We start from the raw sequence: 25,631 nt of genomic DNA on the forward strand, positions 1-25,631 counted from the left end.
GACTTAATGTTACTCTGGCTTTAGAGTTATATTAAAAATATTACAATTAGATTCTTATAATATAAAGAAAACGCCTACAGATTAGGCGTTTTAGCTTTCTTTAAGATAAAATAAGAGAATTCCTAAAATTATGACAAGCAAAATGGTCACCGAATCTTTGATTTTCCATTGTAAAATTCGGTATTTTGTACGCCCATCTCCGCCTTGATAGCCACGTGCTTCCATAGCAAGAGCCAAAGCATCTGCACGTTTAAAGCTTGATGCAAAGAGCGGAATAAGGATTGGAATGATTGATTTAACCTTTTGAATGAGATTTCCTTCACCAAAATCAACCCCACGCGCTCGCTGAGCTTTCATAATGCGTGTCGTATCATCCATCAATGTTGGGACAAAACGTAAGCTCAAAGACAGCATTAAGCCGATTTCGTGAGCAGGAACCTTAAAACGAACAAATGGCTTCAACAATGATTCCACAGCATCAGCAAGACTTAAAGGCGTTGTCGTCAAGGTTAATAGCGTTGAAAAGAAGATAATCAAAACAAAACGCATGAAAATTAATATTGCTTGATTAAACCCATAGCTAGTAATTTTCAAAATACCAAATTGGAAATAGGTCTCACCACCGTGTGTAAAGAACATTTGAAACAGGGTCGTGAATAAAATAATTCCAATCATCGGACGAACTCCTTTTAAGAAGAAGCTAAGTTTAATCTTCGATAGGAAGACAACCCCTAAAGTAAAAGCAATCATCAATAGATTGGTCACAAGGTTATTGGCCCAGAAAACAATGATAATGTATAAAATCATTGAAAGAAGTTTACTACGAGGGTCTAAACGGTGAATTAACGAATCTCCAGGTACATAACGACCAAGTATTAATTTATCCATGTTTCACCACCTCTGCAAATTCTTCTATAGTAATTGGTAAAGTTTCTAAATGTAAGCCGCGTTTGACAAGTTGTTGAGCAAATTTCGTAATTTTAGGAACACCAAGTTGTTTACTTTCAAGAAATGCAACATCTTGGAAGACTTCTTTAGGGTAGCCTGAGCGGACCAATTTGCCACCTTCAAGAACATTAACATAATCAGCATAATTGGCAACATCATCCATTAAATGAGTCACTAAAACAATTGTCATGCCATTTTGATGCAATTCTTTAAATAAAGTCATCAATTCACGGCGTCCCTTAGGGTCTAGGCCAGCAGTCGGTTCATCTAAAACCAAAACCTCTGGTTCCATAGCTAGAATCCCAGCAATAGCCACACGACGCATTTGACCACCAGATAGCTCAAAAGGATTCTTTTCAAAAAATTCTTCATGAATTCCTACCATGGCAAGTTTTTCACGTGCTAACTGTTCAGCTTCTTCTATAGAAACACCAAAATTTTGTGGTCCAAATGCCACATCTTTAAGAACTGTTTCCTCAAAAAGTTGGCTTTCAGGAAATTGAAAGACCAGTCCAACCTTTTTACGGACGGGTTTTATTTCTTTATTTTTTGAGTTTGCCGTAATCTTAATATCATCAACAATAACAGCCCCTTCTGTAGGGACGTTAAGGCCATTCAAAAGTTGCATGATTGTTGACTTACCTGACCCAGTGTGGCCGATAAAGGCTGTATATGAGCCTTCTTTTATAGTAAGATTAATGTCAAAAAGGGCACGCCCTTCAAAAGGTGTCCCCGCTTGATATGTATAATTTACGCCTTCAAGAGTAATTCCCATAACTGATCTTCTAATTCCTTTTCCGTAAGATAATTCTCTGTAAATTCAAACCCTTTGTCTTTTAAAGTAGAGATAAGATTGGCTGAAAAAGGAATATCCAATCCCAAAGTCAATAATTCTTCTCCTCTAGCAAAAAGTTCGCGTGGGGTTGAGCTTGACTCAACTTTTCCTTTTTTCATGACTAAGACACGATCACTAAGCGCAACCTCATCCAAATCATGAGTGATAGACACAACGGTCATATTATATTGATCACGAATCTCTTTGATTGTTTGAATTAATTCTAAGCGTCCTTCTGGATCAAGCATACTAGTCGCTTCATCCAAAATAATAATATTAGGACGCATGGCAATAGCACCTGCAATAGCCACACGTTGTTTTTGTCCACCTGACAAACGAGCTGGTTCACGGTCAGCAAAAGCTGACATGCCAACTAATTCAAGGGCTTCTTTGACACGTGCTTGCATCTCTTCTAATGGAATTCCCTTGTTTTCTAACCCAAATGCGACATCGTCTTCAACTGTCGCACCAACAAATTGGTTATCTGGATTTTGAAAAACCATTCCAATTTTATGACGAATGTTCCACACGTTTTCTTCAGTTAAGAGTTCTCCCTCAACAAAGATTTGACCTGATTCAGCTGCTAAAAGCCCATCAATTAAACGAACTGTGGTTGATTTTCCTGAACCATTATGGCCAATAATGGATAACCATTCTCCCTGTTTCACGTGAAACGATAAATCATCTAAGGTGTAATGTTCTTGATGATCAGTATATTTGAATTTTAAATGTTTGACGTCAATACTATTTGTCATTTAAATGTGTCCTTAAAGAGGAATCCTGCCCCTTTGAAATAATCATATCCTGAGTAAATTGTGAAAATCAAAGCGACATAAAGCAAAAGTGTTCCAATCATTGAAAAATGCAAAAGTAAGAAAATAATTGAAAACATTTGAGTAAATGTTTTGATTTTACCAGGCATAGCAGCTGCTAAAACTGTTCCACCATTTTCAACAAGTAGTAAACGAAGACCAGTTACTGCTAACTCACGACAAATAATAATCGCAGCAATCCATGCAGGAACCATTCCCAATTCAACTAACATAATAAACGCTGTCATCACTAACATTTTATCAGCCAATGGATCAGCAAATTTACCAAAGTTTGTAACAACTTGCCATTTTCTTGCAAGGTATCCATCTAAGTAGTCTGTAATACTTGCTAGCGCAAAAACAACTGCTGCAACAGCATGTCCAGCCACGCTATTCCAGATACAAAGAATCAAGATAAATACTGGAATCAAAACAATACGACCTAATGTTAACAAATTAGGAATGTTTTCTTTTTTTGTAAAATCGATTTTCATTTTCCTACCTTATTATTGAATATTAATTGTAATGTAACTTAATGTTGTGCTTGTCAAAGCTGATGTATCTACTGCTTGACCATTGATTGCAACGTTAACGCCTGCAGTGACTCCTAGTGTAATCACAGATGTTTTTGTACCTGCAGGAAGGGTTGCTGAATAGCTTGAAACTCCTGTTGAAGAAAGAAGTGTTCCAGCATCGCCAGCTTCTGAATTGCTTACAGAAACCCAACTGCTATCAGCACCAGCTAAGCTGATGTCAACTGTCAAACTATCTGTAACATTTGATAGATTAACCGTTAAATTGCTTCCACCTCCTTCAGTTTCCATCTTCAATGATTTTTCTTCAGATGAAGAAGATTCACTGGTTGATGAACTTTCTGGAGTTGATGAGCTACTTGATGATGAACTGTGAACAACAGAGTAGCTTGGCTTGGCTTGATTGCTATCACTTTGAAGCTGTGTCCAAGTGACAAATGAAACAAAAGCTAAAATTCCTAAGGCAACTAAGCAAAGCAGAATAATCGGAAGATAAGTTGCTGTTTTTTCTGAACTTTTATAACGACTTGAACGTGAACCAACACCAAAATCATCTGTCTGTTCAGGCTCAGGTTTAGGTTTAGAAACTGAAACTGGAGCTGTTTTAGCTACTTTTTTATGACTTGGTACGATTGTAATTTTCTCATCCTCAGCAACTACTGGTGCTGTTTCAATACTTGATGCAAATACTTGTGCTCGATAGCGCTTTAATAGTTCTGCTGCATCTACATCTACCAATTCCGCATATTGTTGAAGGTAAGTTTCAACTTCATCTTTAGGAATTAATTTAAATTTTTCTAACTCTAATGCTAAAAGATGTGGTGAAGGAATTGCTGTTTTTTCTTCAACATCTTCTAGTGTCAAGTTTTTGGCAACTCGACCTTTTCTTAAGATTTCACCAATCGTTTCTTCTCTCATACAAGGTTTCCTTTAATAAAATATAATCAGATTTATTATAGCAAATTTTAACAAGTATTTCGATTTTATTTTGGAAGGATTGTGAATTCTGTCGCGTCTGATTGACTTAAGAAATCATTTCCTCTTTTAAGAACTTCTTTAAAACTTAAAGTCTTTAATAATTTAGGAACCGCTAAATAAGTTTCCTCATCAGCAAGATGATTGATAAATTGCGCCGAAAGGTTATCAATTGAATCTAGACTCTTGAAAAAGTCTCCATACAATTCTTTTTTAACAATTTCAAAATGTTCTTCTGACAAATCCTCCAAATCACTAGACATTGCTACTTTGCTTAAATATTGTCGTAGATTCGTTGCCATAGCAATCGGCACTGACGTATCTAGAGAAATAATCAAAAATTGGAAATTTTGATAAACTTCAATCTCAAAATCAAATGAGTCATCAATCTGACCACTCTCATAAAGTTCTTGATAACGTCTTGAGGTCCAACCCAAAATCATTGCAAAAAATAATCTCAAGGCTAATTCTTGACGTAAGGTAGATTCCCCTTCTGGTAAAGCAGGACCTCTTAAGCCAATAGCTAGCTTAGGTTGTGTCACTTCCATTTGAACCGATGCCTTCGGCACAACAGATTCGTAAGCCAATTCTTGACGCTCAAGACGATGAGCTGCCTTATTTTTTCCTTTTTGACTTTCTTGAATTTGCTTAAAAATGTCATCCTTATCAAAATTACCAACGACTAAGAGTGTCATCTCCTGTGGAGAATAAAAAACATCATGATTTTCTTTCAAGTCCGCTACTGAAATATTGGCAATACTTTCTTGAGTTCCAGCAATATCTTGAGCAAGAGCCGTTTTAGGATATAAATTCTCAAGAATTCCTTGATAAAGACGATAATCCGCATCGTCTTGGTACATGTCAATCTCTTGACCAATAATCGATTTTTCTCGCTCAATTGACTCATCTGTAAAGGCAGTATCTGCCACAAAATGCTGCAACAAGTCTAAGTTTTCATTTAAATGATCTACCGTTGAAAAATAGAAACATGTTTTGTCAAAGGTTGTAAAGGCATTGCTATTTGCACCGGCGTTTGTAAATAGCTCAGAAACATCTTGCCCATCTTCTAATTCAAACAACTTATGTTCTAGAAAGTGAGCAATCCCTTCCATGTAATGTTTATCTTTTTTATCTAGTGTAAACTTGTTGTCAAGGGAACCAAAATTAACAACCAACATGCCACAAGACTCTTGAAAATCAGTCTTGGGAATCAAAAAAACTTTCAATCCATTTTCCAATACAGCAGTATACAAAGTTTCACCAAGTTCAGGGAAAACTTTTTCAACTAATTTTGTCACTTACTTTCCCTCCAAAAAATACAGTGCTTGCAGTTTAATCTTTCTAGTTAGTTGCATTACATCAGCTTTACTAATCTTGTCAATGTTGTCAATCATATCGTCAACGCTGTAATGATTCTTCAAATATTGACCATTGTAACTACGTTCAATCAATACTTTTGGAGAGTCTCCTGCCAATTTTAAATTAACTTGCAGCATTTTCTTCGTTTGTTTAAGGAGTGCTTCCGAAAAGCGACCCGTCTTAATCGTTGAAAATTGTTTATTAATTAATTGCATCGCTCGATTGCGATTCTTCTTGTCAATACCAGCGTAAACATTCAGTAAACCTGTAAAGATGTCAAAATGACTTCCAATGGTATAAGCAAGCCCTTCTTTCTCACGAACCTCTGTAAATAAGCGAGAATGAGCAAAGCCTCCAAACAAGCCATTAAAGACAAGAAGTGTAAAGTAATCCTTGTCACCATATCTAGTTGGAAAAGAATAACCTAACTGCAAAACAGATTGATTGACTTCTCTGACTTCTAATTTTTCTTGAACGATGTTGCTAAATTCTTGTTGGTAGTCAAATACTAAATCTTTTTGACGGTCTTCAAAAGGAAATCGATTGAACAATTGTAACATGCGATAATCATCAAACTCCCCTAATAAAAAGATGTCCAAACGATCTTCACGAAGCATCTTTTGAAATTCTTGAAAAGCTGTGTAAGAATTTTCAGCAACTGCTAATTCAGCTGTCCCATATTTTGATGTTTGAAAAGCTGGGTTCGTAAAGAAAAGTTTTTTAAGACCCAGCTCACTACTATAAAAGCTATCATCCTTATCAGCTTTTAAATAATTAATTAAATTTGCTTGCTCAAGCTCAAATAATTTAGACTGATATTGCTCAACTGTTACAAGTGGTGAGAAAAGAACTTGATATAAAAATTCAATCACTTCTTCCAAGAGATTTTCTTTAGTCATCACATACTGATTTTTCATGAAAGCTAGTTCAATATCAACAATATGAACCAATCCCTTAGTTGATACCTTGGTTGACAAAGTCGCTCCATAAAGGCTTGCCAAACGCTCTCTAAAACGCTGTGCCGTCGGGTATTTCTCATTAGCCGTTGCTAAAATCTGAGCCACCAAAACACGTCTGGCTACCGTTTTTTGGCTGAACTCTCCTGAAAACCGAAAGGTAATGTGGTTCATTTTGAATTTTTCATTTTTGATTAGATGTAATTCAACACCATCAACTATTTTCATTACAAATTCCTTACTAAAACACTTTATTAGCTAAAATTATACCACGTTTATGTTATAATTACTTGAATTATAAAATGGAGAAAACGATGGAATACAAATTATTTGATGACTATATTACCTTACAAGCTTTACTAAAAGAACTAGGTATTATCCAAAGCGGTGGTGCTATTAAAGCCTATTTAGCAGAAACAACCGTTCTCTTCAACGGTGAAGATGAAAAACGTCGTGGTAAAAAAATTCGTCTCGGTGATGTTGTAAGCATTCCAGAAGACGGTATCACTATCGACATTATCGCGCCGACAGATGAAGAAAAGAAAGAACATCTTGAAGCCTTAGCTGAAAAAGCTCGTGTTGCTGCTATCGTTAAAGAATTAAACGCTAAAAATAAAAAAGATAAGAAACAAAATCAAGCGAAAAAACAAGCAAAGCCAACTAAAGAACGCAAACCCGTTCGCTTCCCAGGAACTTAAGCATGTGGATTCAAAAAATAGCCTTAAAAAATTATCGTAATTATTTAACCAATGAGCTTGAATTTTCTCCCGGGCTAAATGTCTTTATCGGGAAAAACGCTCAAGGAAAAACAAATTTCTTAGAAGCTATTTATTTCTTATCTTTAACACGTAGCCACCGTACACGTTCCGACAAAGAGCTAATTCACTTTCAAGAAAAAGAACTTCGTGTCTCAGGTGTTCTGCAACGCTCAAGTGGAACAGTTCCTTTGGAAATCAATCTATCAAGTAAAGGACGAGTCACTAAAGTTAATCACCTCAAACAAGCTAAATTATCCGACTATATCGGAGTGATGACAGTCGTCTTATTTGCACCTGAAGATTTACAACTCATCAAAGGAGCTCCGAGTTTACGTCGTAAGTTTATTGATATTGATTTAGGTCAAATCAAACCTGTCTACCTATCTGATTTGTCTAATTACAATCATGTCCTTAAACAACGTAATACTTACCTAAAAACCGCTGAAAAAGTTGACATCAACTTTTTAGCAGTCCTTGATGAGCAATTAGCTGATTTTGGTAGCCGCGTCATGGAACATCGCTTAGATTTCGTCTCTAATCTCGAAAAAGAAGCCGACCGCTATCACTATGCCATCTCTAATGGCCTAGAACATTTGAAAATTCGCTATCTATCATCTGTGCCATTCCAAGAAAAAAGTGATATCAAAGAATACTTCTTAAAAACATTGGAAAAGAATCGCAAACGTGATATCTTCAAAAAAAATACTGGTGCTGGACCTCATCGTGATGATTTGGAATTTTTCATCAACGATATGCCTGCCAATTTTGGTAGCCAAGGACAACACCGAAGTTTGATTTTATCTCTTAAGATGGCTGAAATTGAACTCATTAAGAATGTCACTGGTGATTATCCAATTCTACTTCTTGACGATGTCATGAGTGAATTAGATAACTACCGACAAACAGAATTGTTAAAAATGATTATTGCTGAAAATGTTCAAACTTTTATCACAACGACAAGTCTTGAACACCTTTCAAAACTTCCAGAAGAGTTGAAAATTTTCACTGTTAATCAAGGAACTATTGAAGAAAACTAAAAAAGCTGGCCTAAGCCAGCTTTTTTATGTGTTTACAACTGAATTGACAATGTTGTCAATGATAATTAGTAAGATTTAACAATTCCTAATAATACAGCACCAAGAACAAAGCATGCAATACCAATTACCAACCAACGCATTTCTTTACGTGTTTTAGTTTCACCCAAGAAGAGGATACCACCCATAATTGAAATGATAACACCAAGTTGTGAGAAACTAAAGGCAATAGCAAGACCTGCTTTAGCAGCAGCAAGAAGCATGAAGATGTTACCAACACCCCACATCAAACCAACGATAGCGTTTTTGATAACAACTGTTTCAAATTTAACGTTAAATTTCATGAACATCACAGCACCAAGAACCATACCTACAGCCATTGGGAAGATAACAGCTAAAGCATCGAATTTCATGATGTTGTTAAACAAGATAGTGTATGAAAGGTAACCAACTGTTGAGTAAGTCAAAGCACGGAAACCTTTACCAAAGTCAGTAAGTACACTTGCTTCAACTTTTTCAGCATCACGTTTACTTGTGAAGTAGAAACCGATAACCAAAAGAAGCAAAGCAATAATACCAAGTGTGTATTGAACCGGTTTGCTCCATTCACCAAAGACAATGGCACCAATCAAACTACCAAATACAAGTTGAGCACCACTTGACAATGGGTTACCTACTGAAACACCCATGTATTGCATTGCGCGGAATTGACCGTTTTGCCCCATAGACCAGAGCATACCACCGATAATTCCGACAACCCAAAGTGATACTGACATTTCTGGTTGAACAAACAACCATACAACAAAGGCAAATAAAAGTGCCCCTAAAGTCATTCCTAATGTTTGTTGATCTGGTTTACCTCCAATTTTGTTGCTGACAAACCCGATACTTCCCCATGCTACCATGGGAATTAATGCAAATAAAATACCCTGCATTTTTTCTCCTTTACGATATGTTTTACAGATTAGTAAACGTTGTTTACACTGTTGTAAATATATAATTAATCATTCGCCATTTTATGAAAACGCTTTTTCAGAAAAGTAAAAGAAAATTTCATGTTTTTTGCGAACATAGTTACATATTCTATCATAAAGCCTACTATTTTGTAAAGGCCTACACAAAAAAATCTCTGATAAGTTTGCAAACTTATCAGAGATTTAATTATTAATCTCAGTTTATCTTAGTGTACTGAGTAGTTTGGTGCTTCATTTGTAATTTGAACATCGTGTGGGTGACTTTCAATCAAACCAGCTCCTGACATTTCAACAAATTGAGCTTTTTCATGAAGAGCTGAGATATCTTCAGCACCAACATAACCCATACCAGCTCGAATACCACCAAGAATTTGGAAGACGATATCGGCTACAGCACCTTTATAAGCTACACGACCTTCAATTCCTTCTGGAACAAGTTTGTTAGCTTCGTTAACAGAACCTTGGAAGTAACGGTCGCTTGAACCTTTCTTCATAGCTGCAATTGATCCCATACCACGGTAAGTTTTAAATTTACGACCTTGGTAGATTTCAGTTTCACCTGGTGCTTCATCTGTACCAGCGAACATAGAACCAAGCATTACAGCATTACCACCTGCTGCCAAGGCTTTAACGATATCACCTGAGTATTTGATACCACCATCGGCGATGATTGTTTTACCATATTCACGCGCAACAGCCGCTGCGTCATAAATAGCAGTAATTTGAGGAACACCAACACCTGCAACAACACGAGTTGTACAGATTGAACCAGGACCGATTCCGACTTTAACAACGTCAACACCAGCTTCGTAAAGGGCACGTGCACCTTCTGCAGTTGCTACGTTACCAGCAATCAATGTACGTTCTGGGAAGTGTTGACGGATTTCAGCGATTTTACGAAGAACACCAGCTGAGTGACCGTGAGCAGTATCAATAACAATAGCATCTGCACCTGCTTCAAAGAGGGCTTCAGCACGCTCGAATGTATCTGAAGTAACACCGACAGCACCTGCAACCAAAAGACGACCGAATTCATCTTTAGCGGCATTAGGGAATTCAATAACTTTTTCAATATCTTTGATAGTGATAAGACCTGACAAACGTCCAGCTTCATCAACCAAAGGCAATTTTTCAATACGGTGTTCGTGAAGAATGCGTTCTGCAGTTTCCAAATCAGTTCCAACAGGAGCTGTTACCAATTTTTCACTTGTCATGTGTGCAGAAATTGGAGCATGGTAATCTGAGATGAAACGCATATCACGGTTTGTGATAATCCCTACCAATTTACGATTTTCAAGGGTTTCAACAATCGGAACACCACTAATGCGGTAACGTTGCATCAACTCTTCTGCTTCAGAGACAGAATGTTTAGGTGTTAAGAAGAAAGGATCAATAATAACACCATTTTCTGAACGTTTTACTTTACGGATTTCTTCTGCTTGTTCTTGAATTGACATATTTTTGTGAACAACACCAAGACCACCCGCACGTGCAATAGCAATTGCCATTTTACTGTCAGTAACAGTATCCATAGCAGCTGTCACGATAGGAATGTTCAATGTCAAATTTTTTGCAAGTTTTGTTTGCATGTTAACTTCATTTGGAAGAACATGACTTTCAGCAGGAATGAGTAGTACGTCATCAAAAGTGTAACCTTTTTTCAAAAATTTAGTGTCCCAATTTGACATTAAATAACCCTCTTTTCTATATATTTGTAGGGGATTTTTAACCCTAGCTAATTTTTTATTGTTACTATAATAACACGCTAAATTCATTTGTCAACAAATTAAATTCAATTTTTTTCCAAAAATTCTTTCCTATATTAGACTGATTATTTTTGCAATTCTCATTTAAAACAAATGTTGTTATCTACCAAAAAAACTCCAAGGCATCGCCTCAGAGTTCTGTTTATTTTAGAAATAGTTGATTCCCATAGCTGCTTTAACTTCAGCAAGTGTTTGTCCGGCAACTTCACGCGCAGCTTGACTACCTTTTTCAAGCATATTGAAAACTTCGCCCATATCTTTAGCGTATTCCAAACGGCGTTCACGAATTGGTGCTAACTCACGTTCAAGAATTTCAAGAAGGTAACGTTTTGTTTTCACATCACCAAGACCACCACGTTGGTAGTGTTCTTTCATAGCTGCGATATCTGCTTGGTCTTCTTCGCGTCCAAAGATGTCAAGGTAATGGAAGACCATATTTCCTTCAATTTGTCCTGGATCTTCAACACGGATGTGATTAGGGTCTGTATACATGCTCATTACTTTTTTACGAACAGTATCAGCATCATCTGATAGGTAGATACCATTACCAAGAGATTTAGACATTTTAGCGTTACCATCTAAACCTGGCAAGCGACCAGCTGCTTCATTTTTAGGGAAAATACCTTCTGGCTCAACCAAAACATCTGTTTTGTAAGTGTGATTGAAACTACGTACAATTTCGCGTGTTTGTTCAATCATTGGTTTTTGGTCATTTCCGACTGGCACATAGTTAGCTTTAAAAGCAGTAATATCTGCAGCTTGTGAAATTGGGTAAACCAAAAATCCTGTTGGAATTGAGCTACCAAATCCTTTTTGAGCAATTTCTGTTTTAACAGTAGGATTACGCTCTAGACGTGACAATGAAACAAGGTTCATGTAGTACATTGTCAATTCAGCCAATTCAGGAATTTGACTTTGAATGAAAATCGTTGATTTAGCTGGATCAAGTCCTACTGACAAGTAGTCCAAAGCAACGTTTCCAACTGATTCTCTGATAATTTCAGACTCTTTAGCGTGGTCTGTCAAAGCTTGTTGGTCTGCCAAAAAGACAAACATATCATACTTATCTTCATTTTGTAGAAGAACACGATTTTTTAGACTTCCAACATAGTGTCCTAGGTGCAATTTACCTGTTGGACGGTCACCTGTTAAAATAATTGGTTTTGCCATATTATCACCTCAAAATTAATTTCAAAAGTAAAAAATAGCCCCACGTAGTTAAACTACGTGAGGGCGTTGTCAATACGCGGTACCACCTCAATTGATAGAACTAGCCTACCATCTCTTACCACTATATAAAAATTTACACGGTTCATGTAAAGATTATTCTTTTTTACCATCAGTCCATTCATGTAAGCTTACTACTGATTCACAGCACCATCAGCTCTCTAAAAGTACGCGTTTACATTACTCTTCTGAATCTTCTTCATTTTATGAAATTATAAGGTCTTTGTCAAGTTTATACAGTATTTTAGGCGCTTTTATATCCGAGGTATAATTATACATTTTGTGTTTTAATCAAATTAAAAAGATTAGAAGCTGTGTTTTGGAAGCACTCCTTTTACTCAAAAATCTTGACGTTAAGCTGCTTCTTTGCCATAATATAATCGTTTGTTTTTGTTATAACTAAAGAGGATTAAATTATGAAAAAAAGACTGATTGATTTTGGACTCGTAACTATAGGAGCCTTTATTGCTGCCGTTGGTTTCAATTGCTTTTTCCTTGAAAATCATATTGCGTCTGGTGGCGTTGTCGGATTAGCGGTTAGTTTAAAAGCTTTGTTTGGCTGGAATCCTGGTAATTTTGTTATGATTACTAACGTTCCATTATTGTTAGCTTGTTTACTTTTCTTAGGAAAAGAAACCTTCCTTAAAACCATTTATGGGGCATGGATTTATTCTATTTTCGTCAAAGTGACTGAAAATCTGCCAAACCTGACTCATAATCCACTACTAGCTGCGATTTTCGGAGCTATTATCTGTGGTTCTGGTTTAGGGATTGTTTTCTGGGGAAATTCTTCAACCGGTGGTACAGGTATCATCACTCAAATTCTCCACAAATACACACCGCTTCCTTTAGCAGTAGCCATGACTATTGTCGATGGATGTAGTGTCGCTATGGGATTTATTGCTTTTGATCCTGATACAGTAATGTATTCAATTATTGCCTTACTCGTCATTGGGTATGTAGTTAATAGTATCCAAACTGGTGTTACCTCATCTCGCAATTTGATGATTATCTCACCTAAAAATGACTTGATTAAAAACTATATCTCCACAGAAGCTGACCGTGGTGTCACTGAAATTCCTGTTACTGGTGGTTTTTCTGGCGACCATCAAACCATGTTGATGACAACTGTTTCTCGCCAAGAAGTTCCACGTTTAGAAAAAAATATTCAAAAAATCGATGAAGCTGCCTTTATCGTTGTGATGCCAGCTACACAAGTTATGGGACGTGGTTTCAGCCTTAAAAAATACTACAAGCTCAACGAAAAAGACGCCATTTTACCAATGTAACCCAAACGTAACTCAAAGCCCCACTTCTCTAATTGAAAATTGGGGCTTTTTCATGTACAATGAGCTTATAGATAAATAATATGAGGTGAAAAATTGCTTACAGTTTCTGATGTATCACTACGTTTCAGCGATAGAAAACTGTTTGATGAGGTTAACATCAACTTTACAGCTGGAAATACCTATGGTTTAATCGGTGCCAACGGTGCAGGAAAATCTACATTTTTAAAAATCTTGGCAGGAGATATTGAACCAACAACAGGTCATGTTTCCCTTGGTCCAGACGAACGTCTATCTGTTCTTCGTCAAAATCACTTTGACTACGAAGAAGAACGTGCGATTGATGTTGTTATCATGGGGAATGAACGCCTTTATAATATCATGAAAGAAAAAGACGCTATCTACATGAAACCTGACTTTTCAGATGAAGATGGTGTCCGCGCAGCAGAATTAGAAAGTGAATTCGCTGAGCTTGGCGGTTGGGAAGCTGAGAGTGAAGCTTCACAATTGCTCCAAAACCTTAATATTCCAGAAGACCTTCACTACCAAAACATGAGCGAACTTGCTAATGGTGACAAGGTGAAAGTTCTCCTTGCCAAAGCTCTTTTTGGTAAACCAGATGTTCTTCTTCTTGACGAACCAACCAACGGTCTTGATATCCAATCCATCACTTGGTTAGAAGATTTCTTGATTGACTTTGAAAATACAGTCATCGTCGTATCCCATGACCGTCACTTCTTGAACAAAGTATGTACACACATGGCTGACCTTGATTTTGGTAAAATCAAACTTTACGTCGGTAACTATGATTTCTGGAAACAATCATCTGAACTTGCTGCTCGCTTGCAAGCTGACCGCAACGCTAAAGCAGAAGAAAAAATCAAAGAATTGCAAGAATTCGTTGCTCGCTTCTCTGCCAACGCTTCTAAATCAAAACAAGCCACTTCTCGTAAGAAAATGCTTGATAAAATCGAACTTGAAGAAATTGTTCCATCAAGTCGTAAATACCCATTCATTAACTTCAAAGCTGAGCGTGAACTTGGTAAAGACCTTCTAACAGTCGAAAACTTATCTGTTAAAATCGATGGTGAGACTGTTCTTGATAATATCAGCTTTATCCTACGTCCAGGCGATAAAACAGCCTTCATCGGACAAAATGATATCCAAACAACAGCTCTTATTCGTGCATTGATGGATGATATCGAATACGAAGGAACTATCAAATGGGGTGTCACAACTAGTCGCTCTTACCTTCCAAAAGATAACTCACGTGATTTTGCTTCAGGGGAATCAATCCTTGAATGGCTTCGTCAATTTGCTTCTAAAGAAGAAGACGATAACACATTCCTTCGTGGATTCCTAGGTCGCATGCTCTTCTCTGGAGATGAAGTTAACAAATCAGTTAGCGTTCTTTCAGGGGGAGAAAAAGTGCGCGTGATGCTTTCTAAATTGATGCTTCTCAAATCAAACGTTCTTGTCCTTGATGACCCGACTAACCACTTAGACTTGGAATCAATCTCAAGCTTGAATGATGGCTTGAAAGACTTCAAAGAATCTATCATCTTTGCGAGTCACGACCACGAGTTCATCCAAACACTTGCTAACCACATCGTTGTCATTTCTAAAAATGGTGTGATTGACCGTATCGATGAAACTTATGATGAATTCCTTGAAAATGAAGAAGTTCAAGCAAAAGTTAAAGAACTTTGGAAAGACTAATCATCTTGTCGTAATCTAAACCGACATTACCATATTTTACATTATAGAAAAGAAACAGGTTGGGATTTTTATCTCAACCTGTCTTACTAACATTATGAAACTAAAATCTTTTAAACTAACAAATAACACCATTTACTACCTAACAGCATTCTTCTTGCCTTTCGTGATTTTATTTCTAGCCCTTTTGGCTGAAAATATTTCCTTTAATGGTGAGACAACTATTTTAGCTAGTGATGGCTTTCACCAATACGTTATTTTCGCTGAAAATTTACGAAATATTTTACATGGTTCAGATAGCCTTTTTTATACTTTTACCAGTGGGCTGGGATTAAATTTTTATGCTTTAATCAGCTATTATCTTGGTAGTTTCTTCTCACCTTTTGTCTACTTTTTCAGCCTTAAGAGCATGCCCGATGCTATTTATCTCTTTACCCTGCTAAAAATTGCTTGCATGGGATTAACTAGCTTTTATAGCCTACGCCAACTTTATCCAAAGGTATTAAAACCATTTACCGTTATCCTCTCAAGCTCATATGCGCTGATGAGCTTTGCTATTAGCCAGATTGAGATTAATATGTGGCTGGATGTTTTCATCCTTTTGCCGCTCATTATTCTAGGACTTAATCGATTACTAAATCAGAAAAAATTCATCTTATACTACCTGACGTTAACCATTCTCTTTATTCAAAATTACTACTTTGGGTATATGGTTGCTATTTTCCTTGTGCTTTATTTTCTTGTTCAAATCAGTAAAGAAAGCCGCTTGAAAGTAATTGGACGTCAATTGCTAGACTTTACAGCAGTGTCAACCTTAGCTGGATTATCTAGTTGCGTGATGCTATTACCTACTTACTTAGACCTGTCAACGCACGGCGAAAAATTTTCTACCTTTACAGAATGGTTTACAGAGAATTCGTGGATTCTAGACTTGTTTGCCAAAAACTTTGTTGGTGCTTATGACACAACAAAATTTGGCTCAATTCCTATGATTTATGTAGGTATTTTCCCTTTAATCTTAGCTATTATCTTCTTTACCATCAAGTCAATCAAATGGCAAACACGTTTAGCTTACGGTATTGTTTTACTACTCATTATTGCTAGTTTTTACCTTGAACCATTAGATTTAATGTGGCAGGGAATGCACTCACCTAATATGTTCCTTCACCGTTATTCTTGGGCATTTTCACTAATGGTGATTCTTCTGGCAGCAGAAACGTTATCACGTCTCAAAGAATTAACTGTTAAGCATTACCTTGTTGGTATTGTTCCACTAGGACTTGGCTTTTTAGCTACGGTACTGTTCAAAAATCATTATCAATTTTTAGAAGCACCACAAATCATTATCACCTTTTCTTTCTTGGCAGCCTACGCCATTATATTAATTAGCTGCGCTAAACAGTACTTGACTTTTAATTTATTTATTAGCTTTACAGTTCTCTTTACAGTATTTGAAACCTCACTTAACACCTATTATCAAATTACAGCCCTAAATAACGAATGGGTCTTTCCTTCTCGTCAAAGTTATGAGCTTAATTTGACAGATACTGAAAAACTCATTCAAAAAAGTCAAAGCCTAAACACGACATTTTATCGTACCGAGGAGCTCCTTCCTCAAACAGGTAATGACAGCATGAAATACAATTATCATGGTATTTCTCAGTTCTCATCTATTCGAAACACGACATCCAGCAGCACGCTTGATCGACTTGGCTTTAAGTCAACTGGAACAAATCTAAACCTTCGTTATCAAAATAATACCTTACTAATGGATAGTTTATTTGCTGTCAAATACAATCTTTCAGAAACTGATGTCAACAAATTTGGATTCCGTTACCTTGATAACTCTGGTAATACATCACTATATGAAAATCAATACGCTAGCCAATTAGCAATTCTAACCAATGGTCTTTACAAAGATGTTGACTTCAGTGTCAACACGCTTGACAACCAAACTAACTGGATGAACAATCTCACTGGCTTATCTGAAAAATACTTCACGCGTGTGGCTTCCCAATTATCAGGAGGAGCTAATCTTCTAAATGGTCGTGTAACCACTAGTAACGACGGACAATTAAATTCGCATGCTGATTATAACCTTACTGTCGCTCCAAACACCCAGCTTTATATCAGCGTTCCAAATATCACCTTCTCTAATGAAAATAGCCAGAAGGTCCAAATTACTGTCAACGGTAAAACGGCAGAATATACAACTGATAATGCCTACACTTTCTTTGATCTTGGATATTTTGAAGACAGTCAAACTTTGCATGTTACTCTTTCATTTCCTGAAAATAACCAAGTATCATTTAACCAACCGAACTTTTATGCCCTAGATACGACAAGCTATCAAAAAGCTATGGAAATCATTAATCATCAAAAGGTTAAAGTTACTACCAATAAAAACACTGTAACGGCTACCTACAAAGCTGACAAAGCTTCGTCACTCCTATTTACTATCCCATACGATAAAGGTTGGACAGCCACTCAAAACGGCAAAAAAATCACTTTATCAAAAGCTCAAGACGGCTTTATGAAAGTTGATGTAAAATCTGGAAAAGGCAAAGTCATTCTGACTTATCTGCCTACAGGTTTTAAAGAAGGAGCGAGGTTATCATCAGTTGGGCTCCTCCTATTTATCTGTTACAATATCGCTAGAAAACGAAAAAAATAAAAAGTATCCAAGGGATACTTTTTTTGTTCACTTGATTATCTAGAAAACAATAAATAAACACCAAAAGAGCTAGAACAATTGTTCTAGCTCTTTTTAGGCAATAAAAAATCCTAAGTAAAACTTAGGAAGGTGTCTTATCACTCCGGCAGTAGGACTCGAACCTACGACATCATGATTAACAGTCATGCGCTACTACCAACTGAGCTATGCCGGATAAACAAAAAAACTGCTAGGCAGTAGTTTTATAGTCCGTACGGGATTCGAACCCGTGTTACCGCCGTGAAAAGGCGGTGTCTTAACCCCTTGACCAACGGACCAGAAGTTTTAGGATTTCCCCTCAACACTCTTATTATTATACCAGATATTTTTTCTTTGTCTATAGTTTTTTTCAATTTTTTTTACTTTTTTTGGAGTTTTTTTGCACTAAATTATCGCCAAAAAATTCAAACAATTTTAACGTGCTAAAAAGCCTTTAATATCAAGCATTTACAGGTGAACTTTCGGTAAAGAAGAAAATTGTTTACTAGTAAAAAAGTAATTTTTTCTTTTACTTATTCTTTACTTTTCAAAAACCAGGCAGGCCAACGTAAAGTACGATTTTTAGTTGACAGAAAAGCTGTTATTTTGATAGAATGATTAAGTTGATATGGTCTCATAGCTCAGCTGGATAGAGCATTCGCCTTCTAAGCGAACGGTCGCAGGTTCGAATCCTGCTGGGATCAAATCTAAAGCCGGCTTTAGCCGGCTTTTTTTATTTTCTCCACTAGTAGTGTTTCACATGAAACTAGAAAAAGCTGTTCAAATATTGAACAGCTTTTTACTTATGATAAGGACTTCCTTGTTGTATCATGAAAGCTCGATAAATTTGCTCAGCTAAAACTAAGCGCATTAACTGATGAGGTAAAGTTAGTAAACCAAAACTCATTTTTAAATTTGCACGTTTTTTTACCTTGTCAGCTAAACCTAGGCTACCTCCAATGACAAATACAATGTCTGAATAACCTCTCAAAGTGGCATCAGCGATAATCTTACTAAATTCTTCTGATGGGAATTGTTTACCTTCAATAGCTAAAACAATGACATAATCTCGCTCAGAGATTTTAGCTAAAATACGGTCACCCTCTTTTTCCATGATTTGGTGATTTTGCGCCTCACTCGCATTATCTGGTGTTTTTTCATCGGGCAACTCAACAATTTCAAATTTGGCAAAGCGACTCATGCGTTTTCCGTATTCTGCAATACCATCTTTTAGGTATTTTTCTTTTAATTTTCCAACAGCAATAATTTTTACTTTCATGCTTTCTATTTTACCACATATTCACAAGCTTTTCACACATTATCCACATGTTAACAATCTGTAATTAGGCTCAACATCGCTATATTTTAAGGATTTTTGAACAAATTTCAAAAGTTTTCCACAACCTGTGGATTACTTTATTTTTTTTATCTTTTAAGGTATAATTAAGTCGTTTTTTATATGCTATCTGTGAATAAAAAAAGGGAGGAAGAGACGTGAAAAAAATAAAATTTCGAAAAGTCAATTACAAAAAAATCCTTAAACCACTCTCAGTTATTTTAGTGGGATTCATTGGAGGAGTTGCTGGGACCTTACTCATTTTGAATATGGCTGGCATCTCAATCAATAATGTTAGTGGTTCAAGTGCAAAAACTACAACAAGTAAAGTAAGTTACTCAAATACTAATGATACGACGAAAGCTGTCGAAAAAGTGGGAGAAGCAGTCGTATCAGTCATCAATTATCAATCAAATAGCTCTTCAAATGATTTGTATATGCAAATGTTTGGAGGCAATTTAGACAATAACACTAATAATAATGGATCAGATAGTGATTTAAGCATCGCTAGTGAAGGTTCAGGGGTTATTTACAAAAAAGACGGCAATTCTGCTTACGTCGTTACTAATAACCACGTTGTCGATGGTGCTAGCCAAATCGAAATCATGCTTTCTGACGGTACAAAAGTAGTCGGTGAATTAGTCGGTGCCGATACATACTCAGATATCGCCGTTGTCAAAATTGCTTCTGATAAAGTCACAACGGTAGCTGAATTTGCTGATTCAGATAAAATTACTGTTGGTGAAACAGCCATTGCTATTGGTAGCCCTCTAGGTACTGATTACGCTAACTCAGTAACCCAAGGAATTGTCTCAAGTCTAAGCCGTACAGTTACAATGACTAACGACGATGGCGAAACAATTTCAACTAATGCTATCCAAACTGATGCCGCTATTAACCCAGGTAACTCTGGTGGTGCTTTGATTAACATTGAAGGACAAGTGATCGGTATTAATTCAAGTAAAATTTCTTCTACCTCAGATTCTGGATCAGGTAATTCTGTAGAAGGTATGGGATTTGCTATTCCAGCTAATGATGTGGTTAAAATTATTAATCAATTAGAAGCAAACGGAAAAGTTATCCGTCCAGCACTTGGCATCACAATGGCTAACCTAAGCGATTTATCAACAACAACAATCAGTCGCCTAAATATTCCAACTAGCGTCACAGCTGGTATCGTCGTTGCTTCAGTTCAATCAGGTATGCCTGCTGAAGGAGCACTTAAAAAATACGATGTCATCACAGCTATCGATGATAAAGATGTTTCTTCTATCACAGATCTTCAAAGTGTCCTTTACGGTCATTCAACTGGAGATTCTATTAAAGTAACCTTCTATCGTGGTACTGATAAGAAAACAGAAACTATTAAACTAACGAAAACAACACAAGACCTCTCTTCATCATCAAATCAATAATTTAACTTAAAACTAAAAACTAATGAGGCTGAGCTTCTCAGCTTCATTTTTTAAAGGGAAAAAACTATGATTGAAACACTTAATCTCATACCTATTGACGATATTGCACCAAATCCTTATCAACCTCGCTTGAAATTTAAGCCAGAAGAATTAGAAGAACTTTCTCGCTCAATAAAGGCAAACGGCCTCATACAGCCGATAATCGTCCGTAAATCAGATATTTTTGGTTACGAGCTCATTGCAGGCGAAAGACGTCTTAAAGCATCAAAAATGGCTGGTTTAAGCGAAATTCCTGCAATTATAAAAGATATTACTAATAAAGAAAGCATGCAGCTTGCTATTGTTGAAAATTTGCAGCGCTCTGACCTCAATCCTATTGAAGAAGCCAAGGCTTATCAGCAATTGCTCGATAAAAACCAAATGACTCACGAAGAGTTGGCACAATTTATGGGAAAATCACGACCATATATCACTAATTGCTTGCGCTTATTGAATTTACCGACGATTATTTCTCATGCCGTCGAAAAAGGTGAACTTTCTCAAGGACACGCGCGTGTGCTACTGACACTTAAGGACGAAAAAGAGCAGGAGAAGTGGTACCAAAAAATTCTGAGCGAAGATATGAGCGTTCGCAAACTCGAACAAGCTGTAAAATCTACTAAAAAGAAAAAAACATCTCCTAAAGTAAGCAAAAAAGATATTTTTATCCGTCATCAAGAAGAAGAATTATCAAAATTATTAGGTCTCCCCGTCACCTTATCACTTTCTAAAAGTGGCTTTAAAGGAGACTTACAATTACATTTTCAATCAGAAGAAGACTTAAACAGAATTATCAACAGGCTAAAATAGCTTGTGAATTTCTCATTTTCAATTTCATAGTTTTCCACAAGAAAAAGCGGCCAAAATCACTGATTTTAGGCCTTTTTCTATGTTTTCCACACCCTGTGGAAAACTCCTATAAACAGTGTGGATTTTTTATTTTCACAGTTGTGGAAAACTTTGAGATTTTATGTTAAAATAATTTATGAATTATCCACAAAAAGGAATAGACTATGACTGAAAATGAACAAATTTTTTGGAATAGGGTCCTTGAACTGGCAAAAAGTCAACTAAAACAAGCCACTTATGAATTTTTTGTTTTAGATGCTCGATTAATTCAAATTGAGCAAAATACGGCGACGATTTACCTGGATCCTATGAAAGAACTCTTTTGGGATAAAAATTTAAAACCAATCATTTTAACGGCTGGTTTTGAGGTTTATAATGCTGAAATTGTCGTGAACTATGTCTTTGAAGAAGATTTAGCTAAACAAGCAGTAGAAGAACCAACTTCCCAAGTTCTCCAACCCCCACAAAAGAGTCACCTGCCACAGGTTGATTCAGATTTAAATACAAAGTATACTTTTGACAACTTTGTCCAAGGTGATGAAAACCGTTGGGCCTTTTCTGCGTCTTATGCCGTTGCGGACGCTCCTGGGACTACTTACAACCCTTTATTTATCTGGGGTGGACCTGGACTCGGAAAAACTCACTTGCTAAATGCCATTGGTAATGCGGTATTACAAAATAATCCTAAAGCGCGCGTGAAGTACATCACAGCTGAAAATTTCATCAATGAATTTGTTATCCATATTCGATTGGATACTATGGAAGAATTGAAAGAAAAATTCCGTAATCTTGATGTTTTGCTGATTGATGACATTCAATCGCTCGCCAAAAAAACACTATCTGGTACGCAAGAAGAGTTTTTCAATACTTTCAACGCTCTTTACGATAACAACAAACAAATCGTACTAACCAGTGACCGCACGCCAGATCACCTCGATAATCTGGAACAACGTTTGGTCACGCGCTTCAAATGGGGCTTGACAATCAATATCACGCCGCCTGATTTTGAAACACGCGTGGCAATTTTGACCAATAAAACGCAAGAATACGATTTTGTGTTCCCGCAGGATACCATTGAATATCTTGCTGGACAATTTGATTCTAACGTCCGTGACCTAGAAGGTGCTTTAAAGGATATTAGCCTTGTCGCAAGTATTAAAAAAGTCCAAACGATTACCGTCGACATTGCTGCTGAGGCTATCCGAGCACGTAAACAAGATGGCCCTAAAATGACTGTCATTCCAATTGATGAAATTCAAAGTCAAGTTGGGAAATTCTACGGTGTCACTGTTAAGGAAATCAAGGCAACAAAACGTACGCAAGATATTGTTCTAGCACGTCAGGTAGCTATGTATTTGGCACGTGAGATGACCGATAACTCACTTCCAAAAATCGGAAAAGAATTTGGTGGTCGTGATCACTCTACCGTTCTTCATGCCTATAACAAAATCAAAAATATGCTGGCTCAAGACGATAGTTTGCGAATCGAAATTGAAACCATCAAAAACAAGATTAGATAAGTCTTGTGGATAAGTAGCAAAAAAATTCGTAATTTATCCACAGGTTGTTAACAACTCTTTTCCAGCGATTTTTCAGGCGTTTTAAGAGTTATCAACAGTATAAACAAGACCTACTACTACTACTAACTTAATACTTATAAATTAAAGGAGTTATCTTCATGATAAAATTCTCAATTAATAAATCCTTCTTTCTTCAAGCATTGAATGCTACCAAGAGAGCAATCTCTTCGAAGAATGCTATTCCTGTTTTATCTACTATCAAAATTGAAGTTCAAAATAGTAACATTACCTTAACAGGTTCAAATGGACAAATTTCAATTGAAAATACTATTCCAACTTCTAATGAAAATGCAGGTCTTTTGATTACTTCACCAGGTGCTGTACTATTAGAAGCAAATTTCTTTATTAATATCGTTTCAAGTCTTCCAGATGTTACTTTAGATTTTGAAGAAATTGAACATCATCAAATCGTTTTGACAAGTGGTAAATCAGAAATCACTCTTAAAGGTAAAGATGTTGACCTTTATCCACGTCTTCAAGAAATGGCTACTGAAAATCCTCTTGTTATTGAAACAAAACTATTGAAGTCAATTATTACAGAAACTGCTTTTGCAGCTAGCCTTCAAGAAAGTCGTCCAATCTTGACTGGTGTTCACATGGTGCTTAGCGACCATAAAGATTTTAAAGCAGTAGCAACTGACTCACACCGCATGAGCCAACGTAAATTAACTTTAGACAATACTTCAAACGACTTTAACGTTGTTATCCCAAGTAAATCTCTTCGTGAATTTTCAGCAGTCTTCACAGATGATATCGAAACAGTAGAAGTCTTCTTCTCAGACAGCCAAATGCTTTTCAGAAGTGACTACATTAGCTTCTATACACGTCTTTTAGAAGGAAATTACCCTGATACAGATCGTTTGTTGACAAATTCATTTGAAACAGAAGTAACCTTCAATACAGGTGCTCTTCGTTCAGCTATGGAACGTGCTCACTTGATTTCAAATGCCACACAAAATGGTACTGTTAAACTTGAAATTACAAATAACAGCGTTTCAGCACACGTTAACTCTCCTGAAGTTGGTAAAGTTAACGAAGAATTGGATATCATTGATCAATCAGGTAGCGATTTGACTATTAGCTTTAATCCAACTTATTTGATTGAAGCTCTTAAAGCCTTGAAGAGTGAAACAGTTGTTATTCGCTTTATCTCACCAGTTCGTCCATTTACGTTGATGCCAGGTGATGATGCTGAAAACTTTATCCAATTAATCACACCGGTTCGTACAAACTAAAATTATTTAAGGAAACTTTAAGGATGAATTCGTATACTATAATCATCCTAAAACTTTTCTTTTTCATAATCTCCAGCAAGGGCACTGTCTATACAGTGCTCTTGCTTTTTATGTTATAATATTTCTTGATATGACACTTTATATTATTGCTAATCCTCATTCAGGAAATCGTAGTGCCAAAGAAGTTATTACAAGGTTGAAAAATGAGTTGAATCAAGAGATGACTGTTTTTCTGACGCGGTATCCAGATGACGAAGAAAATCAAGTCAATGATGTTTTAGAGACCTTTCAACCTGAGAAAGATAGATTATTGATTCTTGGTGGTGATGGTACCTTATCCAAAGTTTTATATTACCTGCCAGCAGATATTCCATTTGCTTATTATCCAATGGGGTCAGGAAATGATTTTGCGCGTGCCCTTGGATTGAAAAAAGATTTAACACACCTTGTTGAATCGACTAAGCAAGCTCCAAAAGAAATTACAGTTTATACTTACCAAAAAGGTCTAGTCTTAAACAGTTTAGATTTGGGTTTTGCTTCTTGGGTTATTAATCATGTTGAACAGTCTCAGCTAAAAGCTAAACTGAACAAATATCATTTAGGAAAATTAACTTACATCCTAACAGCAATTCAATGTTTGATTAAGAAACCAGCTTTTGCTTCACTTTGTCTAGAGACAGAAGCAGGAGAAGTCCTTGAACTTAGAAATCAATTTTTCTTTTCGTTGGCAAACAATACTTACTTTGGTGGTGGTGTTATGATTTGGCCACATGCCACAGCTTATTTGGAACAGCTGGATTGTGTGTATGCTAAAGGTGAAACTTTATGGGAACGTGTGCTTGTTTTATTAAGTTTGGTGTTTAAGGTGCATGAACGCTCACCTTATTTACAGCATCAACCTTATAAAAGTGTGACCATTAAAAATCCTGAAAAAAGTTTAATTGAGATTGATGGTGAAATTGTGTCGCTTGATGAAGTCACACTAATGCCGCAAAAACGTTATATTTATTTGTAAAGGAGAAATCATGTACGAAATCGGAAGTCTTGTTGAGATGAAGAAACCTCATGCGTGTACCGTTAAAGCAACTGGCAAAAAAGCCAACGAATGGGAAGTCGTTCGTATTGGAGCAGATATTAAAATTCGTTGTACAAACTGTGATCATATTGTCATGATGAGCCGTCATGATTTTGAACGCAAGTTGAAGAAAGTATTATAATATTTAAAATCATTAAGTCTGCGCATATAGCGGGCTTTTTTGTTTGATTTTATGCTATAATAGTTGTGATTGAATAAATTTAACGGAGA

At 36.4% G+C, this 25,631-nt stretch carries 22 protein-coding genes, 3 tRNA genes and 1 other annotated feature; of the genes, 12 read left to right on the plus strand and 13 right to left on the minus strand.

Annotated elements, in window-relative coordinates; translation table 11 throughout:
* Positions 1-90 precede the first annotated feature (90 nt).
* The 7 genes from GPZ88_RS04265 to yfmF form a co-directional block, all read right to left on the minus strand.
* A complete protein-coding gene (locus GPZ88_RS04265) occupies positions 91-888 on the minus strand; it encodes an energy-coupling factor transporter transmembrane component T family protein (protein ID WP_039696097.1) in 798 nt (265 codons plus the stop codon).
* The gene (locus tag GPZ88_RS04270; RefSeq protein ID WP_166043569.1) at positions 881-1,723 is read right to left on the minus strand and encodes an energy-coupling factor ABC transporter ATP-binding protein; all 843 of its coding nucleotides are present in this window, start codon (positions 1,721-1,723) and stop codon (positions 881-883) included. Before GPZ88_RS04270 ends, GPZ88_RS04265 begins: the two co-directional genes overlap by 8 nt.
* On the minus strand, positions 1,699-2,538 hold the full coding sequence (locus GPZ88_RS04275) for an energy-coupling factor ABC transporter ATP-binding protein (RefSeq protein ID WP_039696095.1): 840 nt from the start codon (positions 2,536-2,538) through the stop codon (positions 1,699-1,701). Before GPZ88_RS04275 ends, GPZ88_RS04270 begins: the two co-directional genes overlap by 25 nt.
* Positions 2,535-3,089 carry a CDP-diacylglycerol--glycerol-3-phosphate 3-phosphatidyltransferase gene (gene pgsA / locus GPZ88_RS04280; RefSeq protein ID WP_039696094.1) on the minus strand — a complete coding sequence of 185 codons (555 nt, stop codon included), beginning with the start codon at positions 3,087-3,089 and terminating at the stop codon, positions 2,535-2,537. Before pgsA ends, GPZ88_RS04275 begins: the two co-directional genes overlap by 4 nt.
* Before the next feature lie 12 nt (positions 3,090-3,101).
* Positions 3,102-4,046: a helix-turn-helix domain-containing protein gene (locus GPZ88_RS04285; RefSeq protein WP_166043571.1), complete on the minus strand. Its 945-nt coding sequence runs from the start codon at positions 4,044-4,046 to the stop codon at positions 3,102-3,104.
* A 65-nt stretch (positions 4,047-4,111) separates the two neighbouring features.
* On the minus strand, positions 4,112-5,401 hold the full coding sequence (gene yfmH / locus GPZ88_RS04290; protein ID WP_039696092.1) for an EF-P 5-aminopentanol modification-associated protein YfmH: 1,290 nt from the start codon (positions 5,399-5,401) through the stop codon (positions 4,112-4,114).
* Positions 5,402-6,646 carry an EF-P 5-aminopentanol modification-associated protein YfmF gene (gene yfmF / locus GPZ88_RS04295; protein WP_166043573.1) on the minus strand — a complete coding sequence of 415 codons (1,245 nt, stop codon included), beginning with the start codon at positions 6,644-6,646 and terminating at the stop codon, positions 5,402-5,404.
* Positions 6,647-6,732: 86 nt separating this feature from the next.
* Between yfmF and yaaA the strand changes: the two genes are divergently transcribed.
* Together yaaA and recF are read left to right on the plus strand one after the other, a co-directional pair.
* Positions 6,733-7,116 (plus strand): S4 domain-containing protein YaaA, encoded by a 384-nt coding sequence (gene yaaA, locus GPZ88_RS04300; protein WP_039696090.1) that lies wholly within the window; start codon positions 6,733-6,735, stop codon positions 7,114-7,116.
* 2 nt (positions 7,117-7,118) lie between these two features.
* A complete protein-coding gene (gene recF / locus GPZ88_RS04305; protein WP_039696089.1) occupies positions 7,119-8,213 on the plus strand; it encodes a DNA replication/repair protein RecF in 1,095 nt (364 codons plus the stop codon).
* A gap of 65 nt (positions 8,214-8,278) precedes the next feature.
* Here the strand turns inward: recF and GPZ88_RS04310 are convergent, their stop codons facing one another.
* The 3 genes from GPZ88_RS04310 to trpS all read right to left on the minus strand — a co-directional run bounded on the left by GPZ88_RS04310 (position 8,279) and on the right by trpS (position 12,120).
* The gene (locus GPZ88_RS04310) at positions 8,279-9,145 is read right to left on the minus strand and encodes a GRP family sugar transporter (RefSeq protein WP_039696088.1); all 867 of its coding nucleotides are present in this window, start codon (positions 9,143-9,145) and stop codon (positions 8,279-8,281) included.
* A 245-nt stretch (positions 9,146-9,390) separates the two neighbouring features.
* Positions 9,391-10,872 carry an IMP dehydrogenase gene (gene guaB, locus GPZ88_RS04315; RefSeq protein WP_133017769.1) on the minus strand — a complete coding sequence of 494 codons (1,482 nt, stop codon included), beginning with the start codon at positions 10,870-10,872 and terminating at the stop codon, positions 9,391-9,393.
* A gap of 225 nt (positions 10,873-11,097) precedes the next feature.
* On the minus strand, positions 11,098-12,120 hold the full coding sequence (trpS, locus tag GPZ88_RS04320) for a tryptophan--tRNA ligase (protein ID WP_158914645.1): 1,023 nt from the start codon (positions 12,118-12,120) through the stop codon (positions 11,098-11,100).
* A 56-nt stretch (positions 12,121-12,176) separates the two neighbouring features.
* Positions 12,177-12,383 (minus strand) — a binding site (T-box leader).
* Between the two features lie 210 nt (positions 12,384-12,593).
* Here trpS and GPZ88_RS04325 point away from each other — a divergent pair.
* The 3 genes from GPZ88_RS04325 (at position 12,594) to GPZ88_RS04335 (ending at position 17,853) form a co-directional block, all read left to right on the plus strand.
* Positions 12,594-13,466: a YitT family protein gene (locus GPZ88_RS04325; protein WP_158914647.1), complete on the plus strand. Its 873-nt coding sequence runs from the start codon at positions 12,594-12,596 to the stop codon at positions 13,464-13,466.
* Between the two features lie 93 nt (positions 13,467-13,559).
* A complete protein-coding gene (locus tag GPZ88_RS04330; protein WP_004233679.1) occupies positions 13,560-15,182 on the plus strand; it encodes an ATP-binding cassette domain-containing protein in 1,623 nt (540 codons plus the stop codon).
* Between the two features lie 94 nt (positions 15,183-15,276).
* On the plus strand, positions 15,277-17,853 hold the full coding sequence (locus GPZ88_RS04335; RefSeq protein ID WP_166043575.1) for a YfhO family protein: 2,577 nt from the start codon (positions 15,277-15,279) through the stop codon (positions 17,851-17,853).
* A 140-nt stretch (positions 17,854-17,993) separates the two neighbouring features.
* On the opposite strand, the gene GPZ88_RS04340 is transcribed toward GPZ88_RS04335, so the two are convergent.
* Positions 17,994-18,067, minus strand: a tRNA-Asn gene (locus GPZ88_RS04340).
* Positions 18,068-18,098: 31 nt separating this feature from the next.
* Positions 18,099-18,170, minus strand: a tRNA-Glu gene (locus GPZ88_RS04345).
* 331 nt (positions 18,171-18,501) lie between these two features.
* Between GPZ88_RS04345 and GPZ88_RS04350 the strand changes: the two genes are divergently transcribed.
* Positions 18,502-18,575 (plus strand) — tRNA-Arg (locus GPZ88_RS04350).
* 95 nt (positions 18,576-18,670) lie between these two features.
* Here the strand turns inward: GPZ88_RS04350 and rlmH are convergent.
* Positions 18,671-19,150: a 23S rRNA (pseudouridine(1915)-N(3))-methyltransferase RlmH gene (gene rlmH, locus GPZ88_RS04355; protein ID WP_039696083.1), complete on the minus strand. Its 480-nt coding sequence runs from the start codon at positions 19,148-19,150 to the stop codon at positions 18,671-18,673.
* Between the two features lie 215 nt (positions 19,151-19,365).
* Here rlmH and GPZ88_RS04360 point away from each other — a divergent pair, with 215 nt between their 5' ends.
* The 6 genes from GPZ88_RS04360 (at position 19,366) to GPZ88_RS04385 (ending at position 25,542) form a co-directional block, all read left to right on the plus strand.
* On the plus strand, positions 19,366-20,622 hold the full coding sequence (locus GPZ88_RS04360; protein WP_158914651.1) for a S1C family serine protease: 1,257 nt from the start codon (positions 19,366-19,368) through the stop codon (positions 20,620-20,622).
* Between the two features lie 66 nt (positions 20,623-20,688).
* Entirely contained in the window at positions 20,689-21,471 is a 783-nt protein-coding gene (locus tag GPZ88_RS04365) for a ParB/RepB/Spo0J family partition protein (protein ID WP_158914653.1), read from the plus strand.
* A 203-nt stretch (positions 21,472-21,674) separates the two neighbouring features.
* On the plus strand, positions 21,675-23,030 hold the full coding sequence (dnaA, locus tag GPZ88_RS04370; RefSeq protein WP_039696081.1) for a chromosomal replication initiator protein DnaA: 1,356 nt from the start codon (positions 21,675-21,677) through the stop codon (positions 23,028-23,030).
* A gap of 158 nt (positions 23,031-23,188) precedes the next feature.
* Complete coding sequence (gene dnaN / locus GPZ88_RS04375) at positions 23,189-24,325, plus strand: DNA polymerase III subunit beta (protein WP_158914655.1); 1,137 nt, start codon at positions 23,189-23,191, stop codon at positions 24,323-24,325.
* A gap of 130 nt (positions 24,326-24,455) precedes the next feature.
* A complete protein-coding gene (locus GPZ88_RS04380) occupies positions 24,456-25,340 on the plus strand; it encodes a diacylglycerol/lipid kinase family protein (protein WP_166043577.1) in 885 nt (294 codons plus the stop codon).
* Positions 25,341-25,350: 10 nt separating this feature from the next.
* Positions 25,351-25,542, plus strand: coding sequence for a DUF951 domain-containing protein (locus GPZ88_RS04385; RefSeq protein WP_039696077.1), 192 nt, complete (start codon positions 25,351-25,353; stop codon positions 25,540-25,542).
* Positions 25,543-25,631 lie beyond the last annotated feature (89 nt).

Source organism: Streptococcus ruminicola, from assembly GCF_011387195.1.
GTDB classification, from domain to species: Bacteria; Bacillota; Bacilli; order Lactobacillales; family Streptococcaceae; genus Streptococcus; species Streptococcus ruminicola.

What these genes read in the sequence shown, in the direction of transcription:
- GPZ88_RS04365 (WP_158914653.1), top strand. Translation starts at nt 20,689, where the DNA reads ATGATTGAAACACTTAATCTCATACCTATTGACGATATTGCACCAAAT.
- recF (WP_039696089.1), top strand. Translation starts at nt 7,119, where the DNA reads ATGTGGATTCAAAAAATAGCCTTAAAAAATTATCGTAATTATTTAACC.
- GPZ88_RS04325 (WP_158914647.1), top strand. Translation starts at nt 12,594, where the DNA reads ATGAAAAAAAGACTGATTGATTTTGGACTCGTAACTATAGGAGCCTTT.
- dnaA (WP_039696081.1), top strand. Translation starts at nt 21,675, where the DNA reads ATGACTGAAAATGAACAAATTTTTTGGAATAGGGTCCTTGAACTGGCA.
- GPZ88_RS04380 (WP_166043577.1), top strand. Translation starts at nt 24,456, where the DNA reads ATGACACTTTATATTATTGCTAATCCTCATTCAGGAAATCGTAGTGCC.
- GPZ88_RS04335 (WP_166043575.1), top strand. Translation starts at nt 15,277, where the DNA reads ATGAAACTAAAATCTTTTAAACTAACAAATAACACCATTTACTACCTA.
- dnaN (WP_158914655.1), top strand. Translation starts at nt 23,189, where the DNA reads ATGATAAAATTCTCAATTAATAAATCCTTCTTTCTTCAAGCATTGAAT.
- GPZ88_RS04285 (WP_166043571.1), bottom strand. Translation starts at nt 4,046, where the DNA reads ATGAGAGAAGAAACGATTGGTGAAATCTTAAGAAAAGGTCGAGTTGCC.
- pgsA (WP_039696094.1), bottom strand. Translation starts at nt 3,089, where the DNA reads ATGAAAATCGATTTTACAAAAAAAGAAAACATTCCTAATTTGTTAACA.
- trpS (WP_158914645.1), bottom strand. Translation starts at nt 12,120, where the DNA reads ATGGCAAAACCAATTATTTTAACAGGTGACCGTCCAACAGGTAAATTG.
- guaB (WP_133017769.1), bottom strand. Translation starts at nt 10,872, where the DNA reads ATGTCAAATTGGGACACTAAATTTTTGAAAAAAGGTTACACTTTTGAT.
- GPZ88_RS04275 (WP_039696095.1), bottom strand. Translation starts at nt 2,538, where the DNA reads ATGACAAATAGTATTGACGTCAAACATTTAAAATTCAAATATACTGAT.
- GPZ88_RS04310 (WP_039696088.1), bottom strand. Translation starts at nt 9,145, where the DNA reads ATGCAGGGTATTTTATTTGCATTAATTCCCATGGTAGCATGGGGAAGT.
- GPZ88_RS04270 (WP_166043569.1), bottom strand. Translation starts at nt 1,723, where the DNA reads ATGGGAATTACTCTTGAAGGCGTAAATTATACATATCAAGCGGGGACA.
- GPZ88_RS04265 (WP_039696097.1), bottom strand. Translation starts at nt 888, where the DNA reads ATGGATAAATTAATACTTGGTCGTTATGTACCTGGAGATTCGTTAATT.
- yfmF (WP_166043573.1), bottom strand. Translation starts at nt 6,646, where the DNA reads ATGAAAATAGTTGATGGTGTTGAATTACATCTAATCAAAAATGAAAAA.
- rlmH (WP_039696083.1), bottom strand. Translation starts at nt 19,150, where the DNA reads ATGAAAGTAAAAATTATTGCTGTTGGAAAATTAAAAGAAAAATACCTA.
- GPZ88_RS04385 (WP_039696077.1), top strand. Translation starts at nt 25,351, where the DNA reads ATGTACGAAATCGGAAGTCTTGTTGAGATGAAGAAACCTCATGCGTGT.
- yaaA (WP_039696090.1), top strand. Translation starts at nt 6,733, where the DNA reads ATGGAATACAAATTATTTGATGACTATATTACCTTACAAGCTTTACTA.